This is a genomic window from Kosakonia sp. PSU_27 (assembly GCF_039409795.1).
GTDB lineage: Bacteria > Pseudomonadota > Gammaproteobacteria > Enterobacterales > Enterobacteriaceae > Kosakonia.
The window spans coordinates 509,029-534,099 of the sequence record NZ_JBCIVK010000001.1 but is presented as its reverse complement, the minus strand read 5'-3'; the positions used below and the strand labels follow the sequence as shown (position 1 = coordinate 534,099).

Annotated in this window: 23 protein-coding genes; 7 read left to right on the top strand and 16 right to left on the bottom strand. The window is 54.0% G+C overall.

Features of this window, described 5'->3' with window-relative positions; all coding sequences use genetic code 11:
* On the bottom strand, positions 1–1,062 hold the full coding sequence (locus AAIG26_RS02530) for a YncE family protein (RefSeq protein WP_343179548.1): 1,062 nt from the start codon (positions 1,060–1,062) through the stop codon (positions 1–3).
* Between the two features lie 265 nt (positions 1,063–1,327).
* Between AAIG26_RS02530 and pqqU the strand changes: the two genes are divergently transcribed.
* Complete coding sequence (gene pqqU / locus AAIG26_RS02525) at positions 1,328–3,439, top strand: TonB-dependent receptor PqqU (protein ID WP_343179547.1); 2,112 nt, start codon at positions 1,328–1,330, stop codon at positions 3,437–3,439.
* 74 nt (positions 3,440–3,513) lie between these two features.
* Here the strand turns inward: pqqU and AAIG26_RS02520 are convergent, their stop codons facing one another.
* From AAIG26_RS02520 to AAIG26_RS02500, 5 genes are all read right to left on the bottom strand, one after another.
* Positions 3,514–4,380: a GNAT family N-acetyltransferase gene (locus AAIG26_RS02520; protein ID WP_343179546.1), complete on the bottom strand. Its 867-nt coding sequence runs from the start codon at positions 4,378–4,380 to the stop codon at positions 3,514–3,516.
* A gap of 70 nt (positions 4,381–4,450) precedes the next feature.
* Positions 4,451–6,388 carry a methyl-accepting chemotaxis protein gene (locus AAIG26_RS02515; RefSeq protein ID WP_343179545.1) on the bottom strand — a complete coding sequence of 646 codons (1,938 nt, stop codon included), beginning with the start codon at positions 6,386–6,388 and terminating at the stop codon, positions 4,451–4,453.
* Between the two features lie 194 nt (positions 6,389–6,582).
* Positions 6,583–7,239, bottom strand: a complete 657-nt coding sequence (locus tag AAIG26_RS02510) for a GntR family transcriptional regulator (RefSeq protein WP_016496007.1) — start codon at positions 7,237–7,239, stop codon at positions 6,583–6,585.
* A 252-nt stretch (positions 7,240–7,491) separates the two neighbouring features.
* A complete protein-coding gene (locus AAIG26_RS02505) occupies positions 7,492–8,529 on the bottom strand; it encodes an NADP-dependent oxidoreductase (RefSeq protein ID WP_343179544.1) in 1,038 nt (345 codons plus the stop codon).
* Between the two features lie 67 nt (positions 8,530–8,596).
* On the bottom strand, positions 8,597–9,172 hold the full coding sequence (locus AAIG26_RS02500; RefSeq protein WP_045508270.1) for a helix-turn-helix transcriptional regulator: 576 nt from the start codon (positions 9,170–9,172) through the stop codon (positions 8,597–8,599).
* Between the two features lie 37 nt (positions 9,173–9,209).
* Here AAIG26_RS02500 and AAIG26_RS02495 point away from each other — a divergent pair, with 37 nt between their 5' ends.
* The gene (locus tag AAIG26_RS02495) at positions 9,210–9,728 is read left to right on the top strand and encodes a GNAT family N-acetyltransferase (protein ID WP_045508267.1); all 519 of its coding nucleotides are present in this window, start codon (positions 9,210–9,212) and stop codon (positions 9,726–9,728) included.
* Positions 9,725–10,174, top strand: a complete 450-nt coding sequence (locus AAIG26_RS02490) for a DMT family transporter (protein ID WP_016496003.1) — start codon at positions 9,725–9,727, stop codon at positions 10,172–10,174. Before AAIG26_RS02495 ends, AAIG26_RS02490 begins: the two co-directional genes overlap by 4 nt.
* On the opposite strand, the gene AAIG26_RS02485 is transcribed toward AAIG26_RS02490, so the two are convergent.
* Together AAIG26_RS02485 and AAIG26_RS02480 are read right to left on the bottom strand one after the other, a co-directional pair.
* Positions 10,175–10,408: a YdcY family protein gene (locus AAIG26_RS02485; RefSeq protein ID WP_045508264.1), complete on the bottom strand. Its 234-nt coding sequence runs from the start codon at positions 10,406–10,408 to the stop codon at positions 10,175–10,177.
* Positions 10,409–10,418: 10 nt separating this feature from the next.
* A complete protein-coding gene (locus AAIG26_RS02480; protein WP_016496001.1) occupies positions 10,419–12,017 on the bottom strand; it encodes an ABC transporter substrate-binding protein in 1,599 nt (532 codons plus the stop codon).
* 280 nt (positions 12,018–12,297) lie between these two features.
* Here AAIG26_RS02480 and AAIG26_RS02475 point away from each other — a divergent pair, with 280 nt between their 5' ends.
* Genes AAIG26_RS02475 through AAIG26_RS02465 form a run of 3 tightly spaced genes read left to right on the top strand, consistent with a single transcriptional unit; the run spans position 12,298 to position 18,816 of the window.
* Positions 12,298–13,659, top strand: coding sequence for an SrfA family protein (locus AAIG26_RS02475; RefSeq protein WP_343179543.1), 1,362 nt, complete (start codon positions 12,298–12,300; stop codon positions 13,657–13,659).
* Positions 13,660–13,663: 4 nt separating this feature from the next.
* The gene (locus AAIG26_RS02470; RefSeq protein ID WP_045508256.1) at positions 13,664–16,645 is read left to right on the top strand and encodes a virulence factor SrfB; all 2,982 of its coding nucleotides are present in this window, start codon (positions 13,664–13,666) and stop codon (positions 16,643–16,645) included.
* Positions 16,642–18,816: a virulence factor SrfC family protein gene (locus AAIG26_RS02465; protein WP_343179542.1), complete on the top strand. Its 2,175-nt coding sequence runs from the start codon at positions 16,642–16,644 to the stop codon at positions 18,814–18,816. The genes AAIG26_RS02470 and AAIG26_RS02465 overlap by 4 nt, the downstream gene beginning before the upstream one ends.
* Before the next feature lie 36 nt (positions 18,817–18,852).
* Here AAIG26_RS02465 and AAIG26_RS02460 read toward each other — a convergent pair whose 3' ends face one another.
* From AAIG26_RS02460 to AAIG26_RS02435, 6 genes are all read right to left on the bottom strand, one after another.
* Entirely contained in the window at positions 18,853–19,614 is a 762-nt protein-coding gene (locus AAIG26_RS02460; RefSeq protein WP_343179541.1) for an alpha/beta hydrolase, read from the bottom strand.
* Between the two features lie 65 nt (positions 19,615–19,679).
* On the bottom strand, positions 19,680–19,853 hold the full coding sequence (locus AAIG26_RS02455) for a GhoT/OrtT family toxin (RefSeq protein WP_017456865.1): 174 nt from the start codon (positions 19,851–19,853) through the stop codon (positions 19,680–19,682).
* Between the two features lie 96 nt (positions 19,854–19,949).
* Positions 19,950–20,123 (bottom strand): GhoT/OrtT family toxin, encoded by a 174-nt coding sequence (locus AAIG26_RS02450; RefSeq protein WP_071925283.1) that lies wholly within the window; start codon positions 20,121–20,123, stop codon positions 19,950–19,952.
* 225 nt (positions 20,124–20,348) lie between these two features.
* The gene (locus AAIG26_RS02445; RefSeq protein ID WP_343179540.1) at positions 20,349–20,591 is read right to left on the bottom strand and encodes a hypothetical protein; all 243 of its coding nucleotides are present in this window, start codon (positions 20,589–20,591) and stop codon (positions 20,349–20,351) included.
* Between the two features lie 53 nt (positions 20,592–20,644).
* Positions 20,645–21,181, bottom strand: a complete 537-nt coding sequence (cybB, locus tag AAIG26_RS02440) for a cytochrome b561 (RefSeq protein ID WP_343179539.1) — start codon at positions 21,179–21,181, stop codon at positions 20,645–20,647.
* 31 nt (positions 21,182–21,212) lie between these two features.
* On the bottom strand, positions 21,213–21,902 hold the full coding sequence (locus tag AAIG26_RS02435) for a VIT family protein (RefSeq protein WP_016495992.1): 690 nt from the start codon (positions 21,900–21,902) through the stop codon (positions 21,213–21,215).
* A 742-nt stretch (positions 21,903–22,644) separates the two neighbouring features.
* Between AAIG26_RS02435 and AAIG26_RS02430 the strand changes: the two genes are divergently transcribed.
* Positions 22,645–23,082, top strand: a complete 438-nt coding sequence (locus tag AAIG26_RS02430; protein ID WP_044489647.1) for a hypothetical protein — start codon at positions 22,645–22,647, stop codon at positions 23,080–23,082.
* A 56-nt stretch (positions 23,083–23,138) separates the two neighbouring features.
* Here AAIG26_RS02430 and AAIG26_RS02425 read toward each other — a convergent pair whose 3' ends face one another.
* Both AAIG26_RS02425 and patD read right to left on the bottom strand, forming a co-directional pair.
* Positions 23,139–23,360 carry a hypothetical protein gene (locus tag AAIG26_RS02425; protein WP_343179538.1) on the bottom strand — a complete coding sequence of 74 codons (222 nt, stop codon included), beginning with the start codon at positions 23,358–23,360 and terminating at the stop codon, positions 23,139–23,141.
* Between the two features lie 280 nt (positions 23,361–23,640).
* Entirely contained in the window at positions 23,641–25,065 is a 1,425-nt protein-coding gene (gene patD / locus AAIG26_RS02420; RefSeq protein WP_343179537.1) for an aminobutyraldehyde dehydrogenase, read from the bottom strand.
* Positions 25,066–25,071 lie beyond the last annotated feature (6 nt).

The following is a 25,071-nucleotide window of genomic DNA, read 5'->3' as shown; positions in this document are numbered from 1 at the left end:
TTACAGCGCAATACGTATCACATCATCTGGCTGCGTGGCCTCTTTCTCGCGCGTTGAAGCCTGTTTCACACTGACGTACAGCGTGTTGCCGTCCGCTGAAAGCGCCAGGCTGTTCGGATGGGTTGGCGTGGCGAAGGTTTTCACTACGCTATAGGTTTTGGCGTCGATAACGCTTACCTTCCCCGCCTCGCGGTGCGTCACGTAGACTTCATTGCGCGCCGGATTAAACAGCACCGCCAGTGATTCTGGTACCGCGATTTTCTCCACTACCTTGCCGTTACGGGTATCGACAACCAGCACTTCCGGCGCTTTTGAGTCGGTGATAAACGCGCGATGACCGGCGGTATCGAGGCTCAGGTTGAGATAGAAGTGCTCTTTGCCGTCATCCTGCAATTTTTTGCGTTCCAGGATGCGATTGTTGCGGGTATCAATGGCAATTAGCTCGCCGTCAGCATTGGTGGTGTAGAGACGTTTTGCCGCAGTATCGATGGCAAGGCCGGTGCTGTATGTCCCCGTACTGGTAATAGTCGTTTTCAGCTTCAGCGCAGCACCATCCACCACCCATATCGCACTCTCTTTCCCGACGCCGGTGATGTAAACGGTATTGGTCTCTTCATCCACCGCCAGCTCGCGCGGGCTGAGCGGGCGCACCGTTTCCGAACGTTTACGCGCATCCAGCACCACGCGGCCTTTAATGACGCCGGTTTTAGCGTCTACCGCCGTTACGCAACCGTCTGTGGTGTTGCCGAACCAGAGCGTCTGCGTGCGGTGATTAAGCGTTGCGCCGAAGGGTTTTACATCGCTGTGAATAGCTTGCGTAATGGCAAGCGTGGCCGGATCAAGACGGTAAATCACCCCGCCTTTATCCGTTTTGCGGCTTTGCGCAGTGGCTAGCCACAGCGCGTTTTCCTGCTGGCTGATGGCCATTTCATAGGCACCTTTGCCGACGGCTTTGCGCAGCATCTCCTCTGCGGCGTGGGTGTTAAATGAACCCGCCAGCAGTAACGATCCCAGAACCAACGTACGGCGCAAGCGCGGTGAGCATAATTGGCGTAAAGACATGACGACTCCCTTTGTTCAACTTAATGGTTACGTTTTCACATGCGTCCAGTGCACGAAACGGCGGTTTCGCTTATTGTTGTAGTTGAGAATAGTAATCATTAATGACAGGAAAGTGGAGTGTTAATCGTCGCGACGCAGGATCCCGTTTCCTCCGTTACACTAATCATTAACGTAATGTGCGTTTAAAGTTTTCAAATAATTTACATACGCTTTAACATATTGGCGTATTTCCTTTTTTTGGTTCGTCTTTTAACTTGGTTCCGTCATGAATATCATTTCCGCCACAAAGGCCACCTTGCCGGTGTTATTGCTACCGGCTGCGCTCTCCACGCCCGCTTATGCGGCCGACAACGAACAAACCATGATTGTCAGCGCCACACCGCAGACCGTTTCCGAACTGGACAGCCCCGCCGCCGTGAGCGTCGTGCAAGGCGACGACATCCGCCAGGCTGCGCCGCGCGTCAATCTTTCGGAATCGCTGAACAGCGTTCCCGGTTTACAAGTGCAAAACCGGCAAAATTACGCGCAGGATCTGCAACTGTCGATTCGCGGCTTTGGTTCGCGTTCTACTTACGGCGTGCGCGGCATTCGCCTGTATGTGGATGGCATTCCCGCGACCATGCCGGATGGCCAGGGGCAAACATCGAATATCGATTTAAACAGTGTGGAGAGCATTGATGTGCTGCGCGGCCCGTTCTCGGCGCTGTATGGCAACGCATCTGGCGGGGTAATGAATGTCACCACGCAGACCGGGCGTGAACCGGCAACCATTGAAGCCAGCAGCTATTACGGCAGCTTTGGTAGCTGGCGCTACGGGCTGAAAGCCACCGGCGCAATGGGTGACGGAACGCACGCGGGCGATGTCGATTACACCGTGTCCAGCACCCGTTTTGTCACCCAGGGTTATCGCGATCGCAGCGGCGCGCGGAAAAATCTCGCCAACGCGAAACTGGGCGTGCGCATTGATGACGTCAGCAAACTGAGCCTGATTTTTAATAGCGTTGACATTAAAGCGAACGATGCAGGCGGGTTAACCGAGTCCGAGTGGAAAGATAACCCGCGCCAGTCACCGCGGGCGCAGCAATACGATACGCGCAAAACCATTAAGCAAACCCAGGCGGGCCTGCGCTATGAACGCCAGATGAGCAGCCAGGATGATTTAAGCGTGATGATGTACGCCGGTGAGCGTGAAACCACGCAATATCAATCGATTCCGCGCGGCCCGCAGCTCAACCCCACCCACGCGGGCGGCGTGATTGATTTAACGCGCCATTATCAGGGTATTGATACCCGCTGGACGCACCGTGGCGAGCTGGGTGTACCGGTGACCTTTACCGGTGGTCTGAACTACGAAAACATGAGCGAGGAGCGCAAAGGTTACGAAAACTTCGTGATGGATGGCACCACGCCGGTGTATGGCGAAAAAGGCAGTCTGCGCCGTAACGAACGCAATCTGATGTGGAACGTCGATCCGTATCTGCAAACCGCCTGGCAACTCACCGATAAGCTGTCGCTGGATGCGGGCGTGCGTTACAGCTCCGTCTGGTTTGATTCCAACGATCATTACATTACGGCGCGAAATGGTGATGACAGCGGCGAAGCCAGTTATCACAAATGGCTGCCTGCCGCGTCGCTGAAATATGCCATGACCGAGGGCTGGAATGTGTATGCCGCTGCCGGTCGCGGTTTTGAAACGCCCACGATTAATGAACTCTCCTACCGCGCGGATGGCAAAACTGGCCTTAATTTCGCGCTGAAACCGTCAACTAACGACACCGTGGAGATCGGCAGCAAAACGCGCATCGGCAATGGCCTGCTCACCGCCGCGCTGTTCCGTACGGATACGGATAATGAGATCGTGACCGATACCAGCACTGGCGGGCGCACCACCTATAAAAACGCCGGGAAAACCCGTCGTCAGGGCGCGGAATTATCCCTCGATCAGCAATTCGCCGGGAACTGGCGGGCAAAACTGGCGTGGACCTATCTTGATGCAACGTATCGCAGTGACGTATGCGATGGTGCATGTAATGGCAACCGTATTCCGGGTATCGCGCGCAATATGGGCTTTGCCTCGCTGGGCTGGATCCCGGATCAGGGCTGGTACGCGGGCGCAGATGTGCGCTATATGAGCGATCTAATGGCTAATGACGAAAACAGCGCCAAAGCGCCTTCTTATACCGTCACCGGGCTGAATACCGGTTATAAATTCAGCTATGGCAACTGGATGATGGACGTGTTTGGCCGGGTCGATAACCTGTTTGATCGCAAATACGTCGGTTCCGTTATCGTTAACGAAGGCAATGACCGTTATTACGAACCGGCCCCGGGGCGTAATTACGGCGTCGGCTTATCGGTTGCGTATCAGTTTGAGTGATAAAAAAGCCCCTGTTAGCAGGGGCTTTTTTATAGCGATAACGATCAGGCGTGGGACAACCAGGCGTGTGACAACTAGGCGTGGGATAACAACGGGAACATCACCTGATGGTCGCGAAACACATTATCTTTGCCGCTGAACAGAAACAGCGTGTCCTCATCGTCGATTAACGTGCATTCGCATTCGCGGGATTCGTTGGGCGTAAAACCTAACACCACACGCTGGGTTTGTTGATTGGCTAATGCATTAACGATTTGCGTTAATGTCGTGCCCGGTTCGGCAAAAATATCGAAGCACAGCAGCGTGCCTCTGTTTTGCGTGGCAATGGCGATAGCCTGATGTTGTTCTGAAAAATAGACGCACGCTTTTAAATACGACGCACAGTAAAACATCAACAACCCTACGTTGTTATTCATCGGCAGCGCCGAAAAGGGGTTGGATTTCGCGTAATAGCGCAGCAACTGCTGCCTGTCGGCGTCGTCGTCCATATCCAGCCGGCGAAAGTCACTCGCCACCGGCGTGGCGCGCAGAGTGTATTGATATTCCCGCGCTTTCTCAAAGCCAAACTTCGGATAAAAATCCCGCACGGTGGCGTTTGCGTACAAATAGATTGCATCGGCCCGGTGTTGCCAGTCCCGGATGATTTCCGTCAGCAGGTAACGGGCGAGTCCGTTATTGCGATAGCGCTTATCGGTCATTACCGTGCCTATCTGGATATAGCGTTTTTCGGCGCCCAACCAGCGTGTATCGATAACGTTAACCGAGGCATTGGCGATAACCTGGTTGTCATCAACCAGCGCGTAGGGAATGTAGTTTTCCGTCCAGAATCCCGCCTGATACCATGCCTCGAAGGATAAATCGAAGGTATCTACGGCTAAATCAATAAAGCTTTGGCGCAACGTATCGTGCTGTTTTAGTTGTTTTACCAGAGGGTATTTCATACCGCCGTTTCCCATAAAAAAGCCCGGTTGCATCGCGCTTCCGGGCTGCTACTGATGCGCGTATCAAAAGTTAAAACGTAGTCCAGCCCTCATCGCTCGTGGCGGTTTCACGCGGTTCGACGTTCTGCTTCACAGCGGGCCTGGCTGTCGGTTTACCTGTTTTAGCGGCCGGTTTTGCGCCATTCTGATCGAGACGAAACGTAGCGACCAGTTCTTCCAGCAAACGTGCCTGCTCTTCCAGCGAACCCGCCGCCGATGAGGATTCGCTCACCAGCGAGGCGTTCTGCTGCGTGGTGCTATCCAGCTCACCCACCGCGCGCGCGATTTGCTCAATACCGCGGCTCTGCTCTTCGGAAGCGGAAGAGATTTCGCCCATGATATCGTTAACACGAGTGACAGACTGCACCACCTGATCCATGGTTTCACCGGCTTTCGCCACCAGTTCGCTACCGACATTAATGCGTGATACAGATTCGCTAATCAGCTGTTCAATATCTTTTGCCGCCTGCGAGCTGCGTTGCGACAGGCTGCGCACTTCGCTGGCGACTACCGCAAAGCCACGGCCCTGTTCACCGGCGCGTGCCGCTTCTACGGCGGCGTTCAGTGCCAGAATGTTAGTCTGGAAGGCGATGCTGTTAATCACAGCAGTAATATCGGCAATTTTGTTCGAACTGTTATGAATATCGCCCATGGTGTTCACCACTTCGCGCATCACCGTGCCGCCTTCGCTGGCGGTTTTCGACGCCTGAGCGGCCAGGCTGCTGGCATTGCGCGCGTTATCGGCGTTGTTTTTCACCGTGGCGGTCAACTCTTCCATACTGGCCGCGGTTTCAACCACCGCCGCTGCCTGCTGCTCGGTGCGGGAAGAGAGATCGGTATTGCCTTCGGCAATCTCCGTCGCTGCACGCGAAACCTGGCTCACGCTGTTGCGCACTTCAAAAATCATATCGCGCAGCGTGTCGTTCATCCGGCCCATCGCACCGGTTAATTGCCCCAGCTCATCGGTGCTCTGCGCACGAATTTGTGAGCTGAGATCGCCACTGGCGATACGTTCTGCCAGCGCCAGGTTGCGATCGATAGGACGTGTAATCTGACGGATAACCCACCAGGAGACGATCACACCGAGCAGGATAGCGATCACACCGATAATCGACGCAATGGTGCTGGAGGTGTACGCCAGTTCATCGTTGTGCGCTTTCACCAGCGTAATGATCTGTTTGAGCGAGGCGCTGCTCTCATCCCCGCCCACTTTGACTTTATCTTCTGACGCCTTTAATGCCTGGAAAGCGGTGAGATAGTTAAGGCTCAAATCGCGGTATTTCACCGTGTCATCCCACAGGGATTGCAACGGTGATTGCAGCTCACCCGGTAACTGGCTTACCAGTGCCTGAACGCTCTTTTGCGTCGCGCCAAAACGGGCATCCAGCGCCTCTTTCGACTCTTTACCCGGGCTGTAACGCACCACCAGTGCGGCGTCGCGCACCGTGCTGATCGCAAATAACTGTTCGTAAATTTGCGCCATCAGCGCCGGGTCGGCCACCGGTGTGCGCACCAGCGTGGTATAGCGCGCCGAGAGATCTTGTGCGGCCAGTTTATCGAGCGAATCGCGCACGGTTTTGATGTCACCAGTGGCTTTTTGCATCTCGCCAATCGCGCTCTGGAACTGTTCCAGGTGGCTGGCGACATCGTTAATAATTTGTTTTTCATTTGCAGACCAGGACATATCGTCGGCGCTGGCAGTCAGCTCGGAAGCGTGACGCACATAGTTGGCCATCACCTGCCCTGATTTATCATCGCCATAGAAGTATTTCAGACGGTTAATTTTGGCCTGAAATACTTCAATGTTGATGTTGTACATAAGATTGGTTTTTTCGTAGACGTCGCGTATTTCTTTGAAGCGCAATACGCTCAGGACGGTGGCAATAGCAACCAGAAAGAGAACTAATCCAAAACCGACTGACAGCTTCCTACTAATTTTTATGTTGCTTAACCGCTGGCTAAATGACATTCCGGACTCCTTGCTAAACCCCAATGTTAGCGCCCAACAACTGCACGCACACATTGTTATCGGCAATGAAACCAGGGAGTTCAGGTATGAGCTGGTCTTATCAGTGAAAAACGTGATATTGATGCGCCCCATTCGCAAATTTTTGCCGGGGAGCATCAATATAGAGAGAAAGGATTATGTTGTTGAATTATAACTTATCGATAGAATTGTTTGTGAACGATGTTTGCGCCCTCATCAATCGCACGCCATAACGCGCGTTCGCTAGCGAAAGCGTCTCCCTCTTCTAACGCGGTCAACAAATCACTGTAATTTTCGACGCGCGTTAAATCCTCAGAATTTGGATAAAGATAATTATAACAAGGCCCAATACGAACCCATAACTGCTCAATCAATGCGGTTAGCGTCGGCATCCCGGCATGGTTGTAAACACTAAAGCGAAACACGCGGTTAGCCTGCAGTCCCTGCTCCGTGTTACCGCTTTTCATTGCTTCATGAAAATTCGCCGCCAGGATACGCAACTCACGAATTTTCTCCTTCGTCATATGCTGGCTGGCAGCGCGTGCGGCCATGCCCTCAAGATTTTTACGAATCTGGTTAATTTCGTTATAGCGATCAAGGCTGACTTCCGGAACCAGAAAAGCCTGCGCCGGCGTGGCATGCAGCGCACCTGCGGAGACCAACCGCAGTAACGCTTCCCGCACCGGTGTAATACTGGTGCCTAATTGATCTGCTATTTCCTTTGTGATGAGCCGCGCGCCCGGTTTAAGCGCACCAATAATAAGCGCACTTTTAAGACTCGCCTCAACTTGCATGGTGAGACTGGTCCGCTGCGCTTTTTCCAAATCAAGCATGTTTGTATCCCGTATAATTTCTTATTTATTCTCAGCCTGGTAGCGTGTCCGTAATTTGTGTCAATGAATATATTATATACACATGCCTGGTCTTGGATGGTCGCGTAAAAGTTAAAGCAATTTGTATTTATTATGCACAACTACCAGGAACCGCCTTCACAAGGTCATCAGTTCCTTATGCTTATCTAATTAAAGACGTTTCTCAAAAATTTGCACGATTTCTGATGGCGGTTTTTCACCGCCATCATTCTTTTAGCTGAGAGGCCCGATTTGCACTACGACTTTACCGAAATTTTTCCCTTCAAGCAGGCCGATAAAAGCGTTTGGCGCATTTTCCAGCCCTTCGATCAATTGCTCACGGTACTGAATTATTTCCTGTCGTATCCATTGTTCCATTTCTTGCTGAAATTCATGAATACGGTGCCCGTAATCCTGGCCAATAATAAAGCCCTGCAAACGGATTCGTTTTTTCAGCAGGGTTGCCATTAATAACGGAATACGATCCGGACCGGCCGGAAGATCGGTGGCGTTATAGCCGCTGACTAACCCACAAAGCGGAATTCGCGCGGAGGTATTTAATAACGGCAGCACCGCATCAAATACTTTTCCGCCGACATTTTCGAAATAGATATCGATCCCCTGCGGACAGGCCGCAGCCAGCTGTTCGGCAAAATCCTCTGCGTGATGATCAATGCAGTGATCGAACCCCAGCACGTCAACCGCATGCCGGCATTTCTCGCTGCCACCGGCCACGCCGACCACGCGGCACCCTTTAATTTTACCGATTTGCCCCACCGTGGCGCCTACCGGACCGGTTGCGGCGGCAACAACTAACGTTTCACCGGATTTCGGCTGGCCGATATCCAGCAATCCCATATAGGCGGTAAACCCTGGCATACCAAGAATGCCGAGCGACCAGGACGGGTGCGGCGGGTTGTCTCCCAGTTTGACCAGGCCTTCGCCGCCCGAGATGTCGTAATCCTGCCAGCCGCTGTAGCCCAGTACCCAGTCACCTTCTGCGAAATCAGGGTGTTGCGATTTCACCACGCGGCTAACGGTGCCGCCGCACATCACTTCACCAATTTTCACCGGCGGCGAATACGACGGCGCATCGCTCATCCGCCCGCGCATATAGGGGTCTAACGAGAGGAAAACCGTGCGCAGCAACACCTGCCCTTCGCCTGGCGTGGCGATAGCGTCTTCTTCAAGGCGGAAATTCTCTGCGACGGGCGCACCGTGCGGGCGGGAAGCCAGTACCCAGCGGCGGTTGCGGTGAGGATCTTGTTTCATTGTTCGCTCCTGTACGTGTCAGACTAACTATTGATACTAGTCCCTGACGGCCAGGAGCGCGTTTACATTACGAGCTGGAAGGATTTAGCCGTACCACCAGATAACGGCAAGGCGCGTGGCTTTCATTGATAAAGCGGCAATCATTTGGCGGGCCGAGCTCCAGACAATCTCCGGCGTGCATCTCATGTCGCGTGTCGCCTTCAACGAACACCAGTTCCCCCTCCTGTAACCAGATAAGCTGGCGCGCCAGCGCATAGGCGGACGCAGGCATCGGAATATCGCTCCCGGCGGGCAGCTCGATTTGCACCAGGTCGATAGGTAAATCACTGCGCGGTGAAACATGACGGCGCAGATAGTGGCTCTGCGGATCGCGCCAGACGGGCTGATCGGCGTGGCGCAGCAGTTTACCTTCCTGCATTTCCGCGCGTGCAATCAGCGTTGACATACTGATGCCAAACGCGCCGGAAAGCCGTGCCAGCAACGCCGCCGTCGGGCTACTTTCGCCGCGTTCAATTTTGTGGATCATCGCCCGCGACACCCCGGCGCGCTCCGCCAGTTCGCTCAGTGACCAGCTACGTGATTCACGTTCAACACGAATTCGCGCACTGATCCGTTGATTTATATTGTCTGAGATAGTATTCATAACGTAATACTATAGTGTACAAATTTGAGGTTCAACCATGAATATTCGTTACGCCGGGAAAGAAGATTGCGCGGCCATCGCCGTCATTTACAACCATGCAGTGGTTAATACCGCAGCCATCTGGAATGACCAGACGGTCGATGTCGACAATCGTATCGCCTGGTTTGAAGCACGCGCCGCACTCGGCTATCCGGTGCTGGTCAGCGAAGAAAACGGCGCAATCACCGGCTATGCCTCATTTGGCGACTGGCGCGCTTTTGACGGTTTTCGCCACACGGTTGAGCACTCGGTTTATGTCCACCCGGAACATCAGGGCAAAGGCATCGGCCTGGCGCTGATGGAGCGCTTAATTGAGGAAGCCAAACGCATCGGTAAACATGTGATGGTCGCGGGTATCGAAGCGCAGAATCACGGCTCGATTCATTTGCACAGCAAACTTGGGTTTGTGATTACCGGGCAAATGCCGCAGGTCGGCACGAAGTTTGGCCGCTGGCTGGATCTGACGTTTATGCAGCTGCAACTCGATGACCGCACCGAACCGGACGCCATTGCATGAATCAGTCGCTCACCCTCACCTTTTTGATTGCTGCCGGTATTGGCCTGGTGGTGCAAAACACGTTAATGGTGCGCATTACCCAGTCGGCCTCGACGATCCTTATCGCCATGCTGCTGAATTCGCTGGTCGGCATTGTGCTGTTTGTCTCTATTTTGCTGATCAAACACGGTGTGGCCGGGTTTCAGGAGTTGTACGCCAGTGTCAAATGGTGGACGCTCATTCCCGGTCTGCTGGGGTCGTTTTTTGTCTTTGCCAGTATCAGCGGTTATCAATATGTTGGTGCGGCAACCACCATTGCGGTACTGGTGGCAAGCCAGCTTATCGGTGGTCTGGTAATGGATGTGGTGAGAAGCCAGGGCGTGGCGCTGAAAGCGCTGATTGGCCCGGTATGCGGCGCGGTGCTGCTGGTGATTGGCGCCTGGCTGGTAGCCAGACGCCAGTTTTAATTACAGGATCTCGCCACCTTTGGTGAGCTGTTCACGGCGCGCTTCCATATCTTCTTTGTGCTGCCGACCATGGTGCGCAATTGCCTGACGCAGGCGCTGTTGCTGGGTGTAGCGTTCATCCCGGCTCAGTGCCGCATCATCGCTGAGTTCAACCAGTAACGCATTCATCCCGGTAATAACGCCCTGTTCGATAGCCGCGTCGACACGTGCGATAACCTCATCCAGATGTGACATAGCCTCTCCTTTAATTCAGCTTCGCTTTAGAAAAATCGCTGCCCATCAGGCTGACGGTATAACCGCTAACATTACTGCGGGTAGCGTAAAACGTTTTGCCGTTAGCCAGCGCGATCCACGGTGCCTGCTGGTAGAAAATCTCCTGCGCCTGGCTGTAAAGTTTGGCGCGCTCGGCAGGAGCGGCAGTGACTTTGGCTTTCTGCACCAGGGCATCATACCCCTTATCGCACCAGCGGGCGGCGTTGGAGCCGGTTTTGATGCTGTTGCAACCGAGCAGCACATCGGCAAAGTTGTCCGGGTCGCCGTTATCCGACATCCAGCCGAACAGCGCGGTATCGTGTTCCCCTTTGCGCATCCCGGCCAGATATTCACCCCACTCGTACGAGACGATCTTCGCCTTCACGCCAACTTTCGCCCAGTCCGCCTGAATCATCTCGGCGATGCGCCGCGAATTCGGGTTATACGGACGCTGCACCGGCATCGACCACAGCGTGGCTTCAAAGCCCTTTTCCAGCCCGGCCTGCTTGAGCAGTGCTTTGGCTTTTTCAGGATCGTAGCTGTAATCCTTCAGATCTTTATTAAACCCGAGCATGTTCGGCGGCAGCGGTGATTTTGCCACCGTACCGGAGCCGAGGAACACCGCATTGACGATAGCTTGTTTGTCGGTCGCATAGTTCAGCGCCTGGCGCACCAGCACATTATCAAACGGCTTTTTCTCGGTGTTAAACGCGAGGTAGCCCACATTCAGAGCATCAATGGTATGCAACGTTAAGTCTTTGTTGTTTTTGATCTGATCAAACTGCACCGGTGCCGGGGCGGGAATAATCTGGCATTCATTGGTTTGCAGCTTCGCCAGACGGGTTTGCACATCCGGCGTAATAGAGAAGATCAGATGTTTGGTAGGCACTTCACCTTCCCAGTAATTTGGATTGGCGATATAACGGATTTGCGCATCGGTTTTGTACTGCTGTAAAGCGTACGGGCCGGTGCCGATTGGCCAGTTATCGACGTTTTCCGGCGTGCCTTTTTTCAGCATCGCATCCGCGTATTCCGCAGAGAGAATCGAGGCGAAATCCATGCCCCAGTCGGCAAGAAACGCGGCATTCGGCTCATTCAGTACAAACTGAACATGGTTATCATCGATTTTTTTCACTTCTTTGATCAGCTTATCAAGGCCGACATCGGTGAAGTATTCGTAATTACCTTGCGAAACATTATGATAAGGATGTTTCGGATCCATCTGGCGCATCACAGAGAAGACGACGTCATCGGCGTTAAAGTCGCGCGTCGGTTTGAAATATTTATTGCTGTTAAATTTAACGCCCTGGCGCAGCGTAAAGGTCCAGGTTTTACCGTCTTCAGAGACTTTCCAGTCGGTCGCCAGCGACGGCACCGGTGTGTTTTTCACCGGATCAAAGGTGACCAGGCGGTTATAAAGCACCTGCGAGCTGGCAACAAATGTCGGCCCGGAGCTGGCAATTTGCGGGTTGAAGGATTCCGGTGACGCTTCGGAGCAGTAAATGATTGTATCGTTGGACGCCGCCCATGCGGCACTTGCCGGTAACAGTGTGCTCAGCGCAAGGGCGAGCAGCGTTTTTCCCGTGGACATTATCAGGAGCCTTCTTTTTTTATATGGAGCATTAATCTCAGCACAGCAGATGAGAACTGGCAAATAATGATTCCGCATCAGGTTATTCTAAAGCATTTGTTTTTGCTGAAATATCCACCATTATTAATGAATAAATTTGCGTTAAATAAATTTCGTGCCGTCAAGCGGGTTCGACGCGCTCAATGCGTCGAGAATTCAATGGTTTTGCGCTTTCTTCTGCCTTTTACTGGTAAGAAGTTTGCGTATAGTAGACGCGTGAAGAAGTCTATGGGATGAAAACGTGGCAAAAACTCTCTTGCGTAGCGGCGATTTGGATGATTTCCAGGCCGTTGGCGGCGGCGGTCAGGCCGTATTCGATTCGGCATTGCAAATTCGTGAAGCACTGCGTCTGCGTAAGCAGCAGGCGCTGGTAGATTGCCTGGCAATACCCCAGGTCAATGATGAAGGGGATCGTGTCGACTGGTATTCGCCCATTGATGGTCGCGCCCAGTCATGGAAAGCGGCGGAACCCGAGGCGCGCGCCCGTGCGCTGCGTTACCTTGAGAGCACGCTGGACAGCGCCGCCGCGCTGAGCCGCAAATGCCTGCAATCACCGAAAACCGCGCAGCAACTGTTTGGCTCGCTGCTGGAAAAAGCGCTGCAATTCCCCGGCGAAAACCATGTTTTCCTTGTTGATGGCAAACCGGTCATCACCTTCTGGGGCTTTGTGAATCTCAATGAAAGCGCCCGCGAAAATGTGCTCGAGTGCCTGCAAGAGCCGGAGCCAGAAATCCCTGAAATTATTATCGAACCGGAGCCAGAGCCGGAAGAAGAGCCCGCTGTCGAGGTGACATTCAGCCAGGCAGATGCGCCGCTACTCACGCCGCAAGCGGAAATCAAACCGCAGCCCGTAGCCGCACCGCCCGTGCAGGAAGCAGCACCGGTGGTTGCCCCTGAACCCGCTCCTCAGCCTGAACCTGCACCGGTGGTGAAAAAACGCCGCCGCTACGGTCTGTGGGCATTACCCGTTGCCGCGGCAGTCGCGGCGGCAATTGCCGTGCCGCTGGTGCTTAATCAGCAACAACAAGCGCCTGCCCCTGCCCCCGCCGAACCAAAAGCTGAGCCGGTCGCTATTGCGCCGCCGCCGATGCAAGCCGAGCCGCTGCCTGAACTGGCGGGGAGATTGCCGCTGCATCAGGCTGAAATTGTTGCGCCTGCGGTCAAAACACCGGAAGTCAAACCGGTTGACAAAGGGCCGGTGGTTATCGCCTCTATCCCGAAAGATGTACTGGTGATGGATGCGTTAGAAGTGAAAATTGGCTCCACCAAATTCCTTAACGGTAACTGGCGTGTGACGATGGATGTGAAAGATCCGGTCACTGGCAAAGCCCCTGCCGTGCGTTACCAGATCCAGAACAATAAAGGGACGGCGCGTATTGTGATGGGTAAAAATGTGACCTGTCGCGCCGATCTGTTCTCCGGCCTGCATGAAACCGGCGAACTGCTGATTAAGAGCCGCAGCAACGCACGTTGCAGCGACGGGACGCGTTACCCGATGCCGGAAATTTCCTGTAAAGCAAGCAGCAATGACGTCGCGGAATGCAGCGCGCGTTTTGACGCCAACACCACCGTTCCGGTGACGTTCAGAAAAACAGGTGACTGAGTTTATGCTGGTTAATCTTTGCGACTACAAACAGAGCGTGACGCTGATTGCCAATAGCGGCGTGCAGTTTCTTGATTTTGGCCTGACACCCCAGGATTCCGCCAATAGCGGTCGATTTGTGCGTAAAACCGCCAACGGCCCGCTGCTGCGTCTGGATTTCGATCTGGTCAACGAGCGTTATACGCTGCCGAACCGCGACGGCGGTCAGCCGGAAGTGGTAAAACCCGAAAGCACACATTCGCTGCAATATTCGTTGTCGATCCTCGATGGTATCTGGCTGCCGATCCCGTTCCTGCGTTTCAACCCGCCCCGTACTTTCGTTGAAGGCCCGGATAACTGGGCGCGCGTGCAGATCCGCAAGCTCAGCGAACCGGACAGCGCCGGAAATACCCACCGCGTGGCGCTGGCGCTCGACAGCCAGATTAACGGCAACTCGCCTGCCGCACTGGCGCCGCAGGAAAACGATATTCTCAATGGTACGCGGTTCTCACTGGCCTGGCGTGACGACGAAGTGGCGGATTTCCTCGATCAAACCTGGGTTGATGGCTGGTTGCGCGAAGCGTTTTTGCAATTTATTACGCAACACGAAACCCGCAGTGAGCGCGAAATTAACCAGGCATTGCGCGGTTTTGAATACCAGGCGCACTGGCTGAATCTGATGAGCCTGCTCGGCATGCAATTGCAGGTGCCGGAAGTCAAAATCGTCACGCACACGCTGAGCACCCCGGCGATCCCGGTCGATCTGATTCTGGATGTCGGCAACACCCACACCTGCGGCGTGATCATTGAAGATCACGGCGATGCCAACGATGGGTTGCGCCAGACGGCGGAATTGCAGGTGCGTTCGCTCAGTGAGCCTCAGTTCCTCAATGAGCCGCTGTTTACCAGCCGTCTCGAGTTTTCTGAAGCGCGCTTCGGCAAACAGCACTTCTCGGTCGAGAGCGGTCGCGAAGACGCCTTTATTTGGCCTTCAATTGTCCGCGTGGGCGATGAAGCCCGCAAACTGGCAACGCAGCGCCTTGGTACTGAAGGCAATAGCGGTATCTCCAGCCCGCGCCGCTATCTGTGGGACGAAACACCGGTATTGCAGGACTGGCGCTTTAGCCAGATGAACAGCAAAACCCAGCGCGAACCGCTGGCGACCGCCTTCCCGTTAATGAACCTGATGAACGACGAAGGCCAGCCGCTGTATAGTCTGCCGCTTGATGAGCGTTTACCGGTCTTCTCCCCCCAGTACAGCCGCAGCACGCTGATGACTCACATGCTGTGTGAATTGCTGTCGCAGGCGCTCGGGCAGATTAACAGTGTCGCCACGCGTCTGCGTTTGGGTTTTCCGGCGTCACCGCGCCAGTTGCGCACCATTATTCTTACCCTGCCCTCGGCGATGCCGAAGCAGGAGCGTGAAATTTTCCGTCGCCGCATGTTTGAGGCCATCGCGCTGGTATGGAAAGCCATGGGCTGGCATCCGCAGGATGAAGACTTTGCTAACCGCAAACAGCAGGAAAAAAGCGTGGTGCCCGTGCCGCACATTCAGATGGAGTGGGACGAAGCCAGCTGTGGCCAACTGGTATGGCTGTATAACGAAGCGATTTCCCGTTTTGCCGGGCAAACTGAAACGTTTTTCGCCTCGCTTGCCCGCCCGGATCGAGAAGAGGCACCTGGCGCGGTAAAAGGCCGTTCGCTGCGCGTGGCCTCCGTCGATATCGGCGGTGGCACGACAGATATGGCGATTACCCATTATCAACTGGATGATGGCACCGGCAGTAACGTCAAAATCACCCCGCAACTGCTGTTCCGCGAAGGGTTTAAAGTCGCCGGGGATGACATTCTGCTGGATATCATTCAGCGCTGTGTGCTGCCGGCATTGCAAACGCAGATGCAGAAAGCGGGCATTACCGATGCCGCGGCGATCATGGCGACGCTGTTTGGCGATTCCGGGCGTATTGATACTCAGGCCGTACTGCGCCAGCAGACGACGCTGCAACTGTTTATGCCGATTGGTCACGCCATTCTTGCCGCGTGGGAAGAGAGCGACATTAACGATCCGCTCGCCGGATTGCATGCAACCTTCGGCGAACTGCTCACGCAATTGCCGACGCGTAATGTCATGAACTACCTGAAGCAGGCGATCGATCATGCGCTGCCGTCCGGTTCAGCGGAATTCGATGTGCTGGCTGTCCCGCTGCAGGTCAATTTCCGTGAGTTGCAGGATGCGATGCTGGCCGGGCAATTTACCCTGACCGCCCCGCTGCATGCGGTTTGCGAGGCCATCAGCCACTACTGCTGCGATGTGCTGCTGATCACCGGCCGTCCTGGCTGCTTACCCGGCGTGCAGGCGCTGATTCGCCACCTGCAACCCGTGCCGGTTAACCGCATGATCTGGCTTGATAAATACCGCGTACATGAGTGGTATCCGTTCAGCCAGCAGGGTAAGATCGGCAACCCGAAATCAACCGCCGCCGTTGGCGCGATGCTGTGCAGCCTGGCGCTCGATTTGCGTCTGCCGCGTTTTAACTTTAAAGCGGCGGACATCGGTGCCTATTCCACCGTGCGCTACCTCGGTGTGCTGGATAACGTCGTCAATACCTTGCGTGATGAGAATATCTGGTATCACGATATCGACCTTGATAAACCCGGCGCAAAACTGGACGCGCGTTTACACTTCCCGCTGCGCGGCAATGTTACGCTCGGTTTCCGCCAGCTCGCGAACGCCCGCTGGCCGGCTACGCCGCTCTACACGCTGAGTATCAACTCGCAGGAACTGGCGAAAACCATCGCGGGCGACGGCGTGCTGAATGTCCGTTTGCAGTTCAGCGGCGGCAATAAACAGCACGGGCCCGAATCGTTCACCTTGAGTGAGGCCTGGCTCCAGGACGGTACGCCGGTCGCCGCAGACGCGTTAACTTTTAAACTGAATACGCTGGCCGATCGCCGCCATAGCGGCAGCCATTACTGGATCGACAGCGGGAGTGTGTATCTGAAATGAGTGCGAGCGTAAAAACCCCCCAGGCACTGGCGACATGGATCAACGAAAACCGCCAGCACGCACCTTTACTGGATGATGATGCCGACGCGCTGCTGTCGCGTCTGACGACCGCCGCCGCCGAGGAAAGCGCGCTGCGTGAAGCGGTTGACGCGCCCTGCACCGTTGGGTTGTATGGTCATTCACAAGCGGCCAAAGCGCATCTGTTGACAGCCCTGTGCGGCAGCGGTAACGGGCGGCTTAATGTACGTCCCGGTGAAAAAACACTGGATTACTTCACCCATATCAATCCCGGCCATGCCCTGACCAGCATGGCGCTGCGCTTTAGCCAGCATCTCGCGCCGATGGATGAGGGTTTCCCGCTGTGCCTGCGCATTATCAGCGAAGCCGAGCTGGTGCAGATCTTTATTGCTCATGCCGTTCAGCAGCCGGAATTGCGCGCCGTTGATAAATCGGTGATCGAAGACCGCGTCGCGAAATGGCGCTCACTGCGCCAGCCGAATGCAGTGCCGGGGATCACGGCGGAAGATATCGGCGCGATTGCCCGCTTCTGGCGCGCGGCAGTGCCTTCGTCGCAGCAACAGATGGATGATGCGCTGTGGTATCAGTTTGCCTGCCTGTTGCCATCTCTCGATCTCAGCGCCCGCGCCAGCGCCTGGTCGCTGTTATGGGGCGAGCAGCAGGAACTCACGCAGCAGTGGTTGTCGCTGGCGCACACCCTTCACCAGACCGGGAACGCGCAGGAACTGGCGGCGCCGCTCAGTATTCTGGTGGATACCTTTGCCCTGCCAACCGACGGTTTCTTAACGCCATCGGAACCCGGTAGCGATGAGATCCATGACGAAGTGGTGGTTCACCCGTGGTCAAACGAGCAGTTGCACAATGCGGTCAGTATTCCGCTGGCCACCCTTGCGCTGATTACGCGCGAACTGGTGTTGCCAGTGGAAAACGCGGTGTTAACGACCGTGGATATTCTCGATATTCCGACACCTGGCCCACAGGATGGCCAGCCGTTGTGGCGTAGCAAATGCCGCTGGTTGCTGGAAAGTTACCGCCAGCGCCTGCAACCGGATGTGTTGATGATTTGCAATGCGACGCTGGAGCGCTCAGCAACCGCAGCCACTGCGCGCGCATTATTAAACTGGGTCAAAGAGACACAATCCGGTCAGGAAACGGCGCTGCCGGGGCTGGTCTGGGCGATTACGCCGCAGGATGCGCGCTTTACGCTGGCACAGAATCTGGACGAAGCCGTACAACAGCTCATCGGTAAACCGGGTCAGCACTGGGGAACGTTGCAGGCGCTGGATGCCAGCAGTCTGCAGCGTCTGCTGGAGTGGCTGGTGCAGGCGACAGCGCCTGGCCTGCGTCAGCAGCGTCTGAAAGCGCTGACTGAGCGCCATCAGCGCGCCCTTCGCGATCTGCTGCAACCCTGGCTTGCCACCGCCGCGAAAGACGCGGCGGCGCAACGCGCGAGCGCGGAGTCCGTGGTGCGGGAACTGCAAGGCCAGGCTTCACGCCACGGTGAATTACTGGAAGGTTTACAGCCGGATATGCAGCAGTTCGATACGCTGTGGAAAGTTCAGCAGCCGCGCGAAGAGAAAGTCAGCGGCTTGTTTAATGAATCTATCGATCTGTTTGCTGAATCCACAGAAAGCAGCGAACCGCAGGCGGTGTCGAAAGATATCGGTCAGCAGGCGCATGCCTTGTGGGTCAACCATGTGCGCCAGTGGAGCCGCAACGATGATAACGCCGCGCGTCTGGGGCTCAGCCCTGCCACGCTGCGCCAGATGGCGGAGATTGTTATCGTCAGCAGCTACCGGCTGAATTTACCCGATCAGTTGCAAAAAATTATGCAGCGCGATACCGCCTGTGCCGCGCAACTGTACGCCGCGATTGGTAACTTTGTCGCCTGGCTGGGTTACGCGGAGATCGCGCAAGCGGATCGCCCGGAAAGCCGTGTCAACAAAGGCAGCACCATTTTTTCCAGCGGTACGGATGGTGCCACTCAGGCGCGGTTAACCCGGCTGAGCGAACAGCCGGTACACGCCGCCACCCGCTATGTTTATGACTGGCTGGTGGCGTTGTACCACCGGGCTATCGAAAACATTGGTTACAGCCATCCGCTGGATATCAGCCCGGCGGCGCGCAAAAAACTCAAATCCCTGCTTCCCTGAAAATCACCCGGCCATGCAAATGTGCCGGGTTTCTTTTTACTCATGTTCCGCAATAAATGCCGCTAATGACTGTGCCAGTAAGGCTGGCTGTTCGTCAGACATGGAATGACCGGCTCGCGGAATAATGCGCAGCTCAATCCCTTGTTGCAGCACACTGTCGGCATCGTTATCAGGTAGTGACAGCTCGCCAAAAATCAGCGTTTTAGGGCGCGGAAACCGGGCAAATAACGACATCCACGACGGCTCAATACCATCAACCAGGCTTTTCGCGCCGCGCCATACTGCCCAGGGCGCGCTGCTTTGCAGGCTTCCGGCCCAGGCGGTTTTTTCCTGCGCCAGCATCGCCGCGTAGCCGCAGGTGACAAAATCGGCCTCATCCTGGGCCGCAATAATGCGGCTAAACGCCCCGCCACCGGCGTGAAAATTAGGTTCAGATACGACCAGCGCGTTGACACGCTGCGGGATACGCGAAGCGACTTCAATGGCGATACTGCCGCCCATGCTGTGGCCGTATAACCAGAATGCGTCGAGCCCAAGATGATCCAGCAGTTCAATCACCACTTGCGCCTGATCGCTGGTGCGATAAGAGAAGCTCGCCGGACGTTCACTGTAACCGTAGCCCGGCAAATCGATAAGAATGGCGCACCTGCCAGCAAACGCCGGATCGGCGACGATGCGCGGGTATTCGTACGAAGACGCGCAGCCCAGACCATGAATAAAAACCACCGGATCGCCTTTGCCCGGTAACGCGTGCCAGCGCACCTGCGCCTGCGCGTGGAGTGAATAGAGACTGTCCATACCTGCCCTCTCTGCTGCAATACTGTTTTTATATACAGTATCACAGCATTATGGCAAGGACACGATTAAAAGAGAGAAAAAAGTAACGCGACGGGAAAACTGATGGGCCAGGTCGCACCGACTAACAAAGCGCTAAGCAGGCGGATTTTGCGGCTATCTTTGGCGAGAAACCAGGTTGCCACGGCGCATAACACCGCCATGACAACGTAGAAAATAAGCAGTTTGGTGTAGAGTTCCAACGTCTGTCTCCTGTCCTTAGGTAAAACATCCGCCTAACATGTTGCACTAATTTTCAAGGCGTTATCGCTTTCGCCGTCACGCTTTGCTGGCAAAATTTAGAATATGGAAAATAACAGCGCAACCGGGAAGCTCATGGGCCATGTCGACCCCACTAAAAACGCGCTCAGCAGGCGAATACGTTTACGATCATGAGAAAGAAACCAGGTAATCAGCGCGCAAATCAGCGCCATGACAAAGTAAAAAACCAACATTTTTTGGTATAACGACATAACAAACATTAACCCAGAAATAACAAAACGAACGCAATATGCTCTTTTTATTGATATATATCAAGTCGAATAAGGATTACCACGAAAGGTGTAGCGGCGAGCTTTGATTTAACAGGCTGATAGTTCGAAAGAAGCAGTAATCACTGTCTCGGCCTTCGACCTGCCAATACGCTTCACGCCGCTGTGCCACAACCGTGTAATTTGCTGAACAGAATGCTGATTTTGTCAGTGACAAAACGTTTCGGGGCAAAGCGCGCTGGCAATCGCTTGCGACATGTCGGTATGAAGAAAAAGAGATGCATGGTAAATCTTGCCTGTATTAAGGCGGTAGGCACTGCCCAGTTGTCCCGGACGAAACAACACAGCGCTCATTACAAGTTTCTGCAAAGCTGCCGAGCCAGCGATCTGGCGACGCCAGTGAAGGATATTGCAGGCCCTGCTCTGCCGCGGATAAGCGCTGAACAGCATAGCGTGTCACCAGCGTTCGGGTCTGCTCAAATAAGAGGTTTCGTGACGCCTGCTTAATCCTTGAATTTCCCCGGCATCATTCTTTTTAACGTGTTATCCCGCCAGATATAGTGATGCATCAGGGCTGCCGCGGCATGTATACCAATGATGAAATAACCGGTGTTAGCCAGTAGTTCGTGAATTTCCTTCAGGCTGTGTTGTAAAAAGGTATTTTTAATGCCCGCTACAGGCATTGTAATAAACAGGAAAACCCACTCTTTCTGCCCAAAATAGAGCGAAACTACACCAAGAAGGGGAAGTACGATAAAAAGCGCATATAAAATAAAATGAACAACAGTGGCGCTGAGTTTCTGCCATTGTGGTAAAGGTGGGACAACCGGTGGCTCCGGCGTAACAAACCGGAATATCATTCTGACCAGCATCAGAATAAATACAGAAACGCCACACGTGTAATGAGTAATAGCCATCCAGTAACGTCCTGCAGACTCTTTAGGGAAAATACCCTTAAATTCCATCGCTGCGTACGTTATCGCAATCAGTAATAAAACCAGCCAGTGTAACGCTATCTGACTACCCGAATATTTTTTCATTGCTTATCTTTCCTGAGAATTAAACGATCTTCTAAGCCAGTACATGGCCGGCAAGTGTGCCTGCGCCCATTGATACAGCCATTGCCATGGCACTCCAGAAAGTGATTCTGAGTATCGCTTTCAATGGTGATGCTTTGCCCACAATCGATGAGATATAGCCAAGGAGAGTGAGTGAAAAGAGTGTGGAAAGGATGACGAAGGGAAAAACCAGTGTTGCGGGCGCCAGCCATGCAACAATCAACGGCAACACCGCGCCCGCAGAAAAACTCAGCGCCGAGAAAATGGCCGCTTGCAGAGGTTGTGCCGAATTGGTTTCCGTCAGTCCCAGCTCCTCACGGGCATGCGCGTCCAGCGCATCCTTTGCCATAAGCTGCTGTGCAACCTGATGAGCAAGAAGAGGCTCCAGACCCCGCTGAATGTACAACGAAGTCAGCTCCAGCACTTCGCCCTCATAGTCGTCAACCAGCTCCCTTTTTTCCTGGGCGAGAGCCGCGTTTTCTGTATCCGTCTGGGAGGAAACGGAGACATATTCTCCGGTTGCCATCGACATTGCGCCCGCGACAAGCCCGGCAATCCCCGCCAACAAAATACCTGATGATGGAGTACCCGCCGAGGCAATACCGAGTACGAGACTCGCTGTAGACACGATACCGTCATTTGCCCCCAGCACTGCCGCCCTTAACCATCCCACTGTTCCGATACTGTGTCGTTCCAGATGCATTGTGCGGTTTTCCTGTTAATCAATAATTAATAATTCATACATTACTGATATTAAAAAGCTGCGTTAGCCGATAATTTATTCTCTCAGCCTTAACATCACATTAAGATCACCTGAGTATAATCCCAAATCTGTTTTTTTTATTTCGCGTAGCAGCCATATGCGTAATGATAATGGGTGTCAGTAACGTTCAGCCCGTGCACGAAAACATCTGCCGGCGCTGACATTAATTTTCTTTCACCGCTTATGCGGATGCTTAGTGGCATATTATCAGTAACGCAGGGGTTGATTGCTGATGGTATTCATTCTCTTTCTGATGTAGCCGCTGATTTTTTCGTGTCGCCTGACAATAAAAAAGATAAAACATCTGATCGCTTTCACCATTATGGGCAAAGCAGTATTTGCAAGATGCTTCAATGCGTTCGGGGACGATGTTAATGCAAATAAATTGCAGTATCTGGCAACGCTTGCTGAGCTGCACATTGCCACTTTATGGCTGACGATGAGGGCAGTAATAATAAAACAAGGTTAATCCGCGTTGCCCTGTGTCTCCTGTTTGCAAACGCATGGCATCGCATCAGCGTGGTAGACGAAGGGCAATGAAACGATATATCCAGTAATTTAACTTAAGGATTAACTGATGTGTTATTGCGGCCGCTAATAATGTCGGGAAGTTTGGCGAGCCGGGATCATCTCTGATATTGTCTACCGGCAAGGCAGACATCAGATGAAACAAGGTAAGGTTATGCAGAAATATGACGACCTGTGGCAAGCCATAGAAGTTCGGGTGCGTGAAAACAATGACATAACGCACGTCGATATGACCACTGATACCGCCCGGGGCAATGCGGCCCGGCAGCGCATCGCGCAGATATTCGTCCTTGAAGTGTTGCTCTCTCGCCACCGGGAAAAGTACGCCAGCAGCTTCGTTCCCCTTGCGGGTGAAGAGGCGCTTTATCATTTAATATTTAAACGCACCGGCTGGAAACCCTTTGAAGTAAAACAACTCTCGTTTATTGATGCCATGTTCGTGCTGGCAGAATTATTCCGCGATGAAACGCTGCCGGCGGAAGTGCGCGCCGTTCTGCGTTCGCAGGGTGTAAAAGATGAGCCCTTCTCGACCTATGATTTTTCAGAGAAAGATTGGGCACCGCGTGAAAATGAGGTATTCCTGAAAAGGTAAGCCTGCAAATTAATTGCATTGTTAAATAAATAAGGGCTCTGATGTGCCCTTATTTTTTAATTCAGCATGGAGGGTGCCGTTTCATTACCCGCGAGACTTTCAACGCGGGCAAAATAAAACTCTTCACCTTCGCAATAGTAGGTTTCGATAGGCATGCTGGCACTTGCCGACCCGCCATCAAGCCCCGCTATTGCCCATTGTACCGAGGTTTCGCCATCTTCAACGGTCAAAAATTCAGACGCGCCCCCTGGTACGAGCACGACTACGATTTTACTCATTACTCTTTTTTCCTTGCCTGATTTTTTTAAAAGCCAGACATTCTTGCCCACAGTAATGACTGCCATTTTTCGCGCTGATGACATTCATGTGACAACCAATCGGGGCAATGTCTGTGTGCGGTTTTATTTAAATGTTTTTATTTCGCCACTCCGCTGATGGCTGGCTATTATTAAACCAGTTTTTCATTAATAACAACACACTTAATTTACTATGCGATTTACCTCATGTTTCCTAAGGAAATAACCGCGATAAACGCCGTCCGTGGCGTTTATTTGTGGATTAATGTTTGATCATCACATGGCGAACTACGGTGTAATCTTCCAGGCCGTAGAGCGACATATCTTTGCCATAACCTGAGAGTTTCTGCCCGCCGTGAGGCATTTCACTCACCAGCATAAAATGCGTATTTACCCAGGTGCAGCCATATTGCAGACGCGCACTCAGGCGATGCGCGCGACCGACATCCCTGGTCCACACCGATGACGCCAGGCCATATTGCGAATCGTTGGCCCAGCTCAGCACCTGCTCCTCATCATCAAACACCGTGACGCTCACCACCGGGCCAAATACTTCCCGCTGTACAATAGCGTCCTCCTGTTTTGCGCCTGCCAGCAGCGTTGGCGGGTAATAATAGCCTGCGCCTTCATGCCTTTGACCACCGGTCACCACACGAATATGGCTGAGCGCTTTGGCTTCATCGACTGCCTTGCTAACTCGCGCCAGATGCGCTGCGGAACTGAGCGGCCCAAGCTCTGTCGATTCATCGTCCGGCGCGCCCATTTTCAGGCTGGCGACCGCCGCGCCCAGTTTTTCTACCAGTGCGTCGTAAATACCTTTTTGCGCGTAGATACGGCACGCGGCAGTGCAATCCTGCCCGGCATTGTAAAAACCGAAGGTACGAACGCCTTCCACCACCGCATCGAGATCCGCATCGTCAAAGACGATCACCGGCGCTTTGCCGCCGAGTTCCATATGGGTGCGCTTAATCGACGAGGCAGTATGACCAATAATGTGTTCACCAGTGGCAATCGAGCCCGTCAGGGAAACCATGCGCACTTTTTCATGGCCGGTCAGCGGATCGCCCACGGTGCTGCCGCGCCCGAACAACACATTCAGCACACCCGCCGGGAAGATATCTTTCGCCAGTTCCGCCAGTTTTAACGCGGTGAGAGGCGTAATTTCCGACGGTTTGATCACCACACAGTTACCCGCCGCCAGCGCCGGGCCAAGCTTCCAGGCCGCCATCATCAGCGGGTAGTTCCACGGCGCAATCGAGGCGACCACGCCCAGCGGATCGCGGCGGATCATCGACGTGTGCCCTTCCAGATACTCGCCCGCCGCCAGCCCATTCAGGCAACGCGCTGCGCCAGCGAAGAAGCGAAACACATCCACTACCGCCGGAATTTCGTCATTCAGGACACAGTGCAGAGGCTTACCGCAATTGAGGGATTCCAGCCGGGCGAAAGTTTCCGCATTATCCTCAATCACCTGCGCCAGTTGCAGCAGGCATTCGGCGCGCGCCTTAGGCGTCGTTTGTCCCCAGCTGGCAAACGCGCGATCGGCAGCCTGCACGGCGGCGTCGACTTGCGCGGCAGACGCTTCGGCGATCTCCAGCAACACGTCACCGGTAGCCGGGTTATAAACGGGCTGCTTCTCACCTTCGCCGTTAACCAGTACTCCATTGATAAACAGTTGATGTTGCATAGTTCA

What these genes read in the sequence shown, in the direction of transcription:
- AAIG26_RS02425 (WP_343179538.1), bottom strand. Translation starts at nt 23,360, where the DNA reads ATGAGTAAAATCGTAGTCGTGCTCGTACCAGGGGGCGCGTCTGAATTT.
- AAIG26_RS02515 (WP_343179545.1), bottom strand. Translation starts at nt 6,388, where the DNA reads ATGTCATTTAGCCAGCGGTTAAGCAACATAAAAATTAGTAGGAAGCTG.
- AAIG26_RS02465 (WP_343179542.1), top strand. Translation starts at nt 16,642, where the DNA reads ATGAGTGCGAGCGTAAAAACCCCCCAGGCACTGGCGACATGGATCAAC.
- AAIG26_RS02445 (WP_343179540.1), bottom strand. Translation starts at nt 20,591, where the DNA reads ATGCTGTTCAGCGCTTATCCGCGGCAGAGCAGGGCCTGCAATATCCTT.
- AAIG26_RS02490 (WP_016496003.1), top strand. Translation starts at nt 9,725, where the DNA reads ATGAATCAGTCGCTCACCCTCACCTTTTTGATTGCTGCCGGTATTGGC.
- AAIG26_RS02495 (WP_045508267.1), top strand. Translation starts at nt 9,210, where the DNA reads ATGAATATTCGTTACGCCGGGAAAGAAGATTGCGCGGCCATCGCCGTC.
- AAIG26_RS02435 (WP_016495992.1), bottom strand. Translation starts at nt 21,902, where the DNA reads ATGCATCTGGAACGACACAGTATCGGAACAGTGGGATGGTTAAGGGCG.
- AAIG26_RS02485 (WP_045508264.1), bottom strand. Translation starts at nt 10,408, where the DNA reads ATGTCACATCTGGATGAGGTTATCGCACGTGTCGACGCGGCTATCGAA.
- AAIG26_RS02460 (WP_343179541.1), bottom strand. Translation starts at nt 19,614, where the DNA reads ATGGACAGTCTCTATTCACTCCACGCGCAGGCGCAGGTGCGCTGGCAC.
- AAIG26_RS02470 (WP_045508256.1), top strand. Translation starts at nt 13,664, where the DNA reads ATGCTGGTTAATCTTTGCGACTACAAACAGAGCGTGACGCTGATTGCC.
- AAIG26_RS02430 (WP_044489647.1), top strand. Translation starts at nt 22,645, where the DNA reads ATGCAGAAATATGACGACCTGTGGCAAGCCATAGAAGTTCGGGTGCGT.
- AAIG26_RS02530 (WP_343179548.1), bottom strand. Translation starts at nt 1,062, where the DNA reads ATGTCTTTACGCCAATTATGCTCACCGCGCTTGCGCCGTACGTTGGTT.
- AAIG26_RS02480 (WP_016496001.1), bottom strand. Translation starts at nt 12,017, where the DNA reads ATGTCCACGGGAAAAACGCTGCTCGCCCTTGCGCTGAGCACACTGTTA.
- AAIG26_RS02520 (WP_343179546.1), bottom strand. Translation starts at nt 4,380, where the DNA reads ATGAAATACCCTCTGGTAAAACAACTAAAACAGCACGATACGTTGCGC.
- AAIG26_RS02450 (WP_071925283.1), bottom strand. Translation starts at nt 20,123, where the DNA reads ATGTCGTTATACCAAAAAATGTTGGTTTTTTACTTTGTCATGGCGCTG.
- AAIG26_RS02510 (WP_016496007.1), bottom strand. Translation starts at nt 7,239, where the DNA reads ATGCTTGATTTGGAAAAAGCGCAGCGGACCAGTCTCACCATGCAAGTT.
- cybB (WP_343179539.1), bottom strand. Translation starts at nt 21,181, where the DNA reads ATGAAAAAATATTCGGGTAGTCAGATAGCGTTACACTGGCTGGTTTTA.
- pqqU (WP_343179547.1), top strand. Translation starts at nt 1,328, where the DNA reads ATGAATATCATTTCCGCCACAAAGGCCACCTTGCCGGTGTTATTGCTA.
- AAIG26_RS02505 (WP_343179544.1), bottom strand. Translation starts at nt 8,529, where the DNA reads ATGAAACAAGATCCTCACCGCAACCGCCGCTGGGTACTGGCTTCCCGC.
- patD (WP_343179537.1), bottom strand. Translation starts at nt 25,065, where the DNA reads ATGCAACATCAACTGTTTATCAATGGAGTACTGGTTAACGGCGAAGGT.
- AAIG26_RS02500 (WP_045508270.1), bottom strand. Translation starts at nt 9,172, where the DNA reads ATGAATACTATCTCAGACAATATAAATCAACGGATCAGTGCGCGAATT.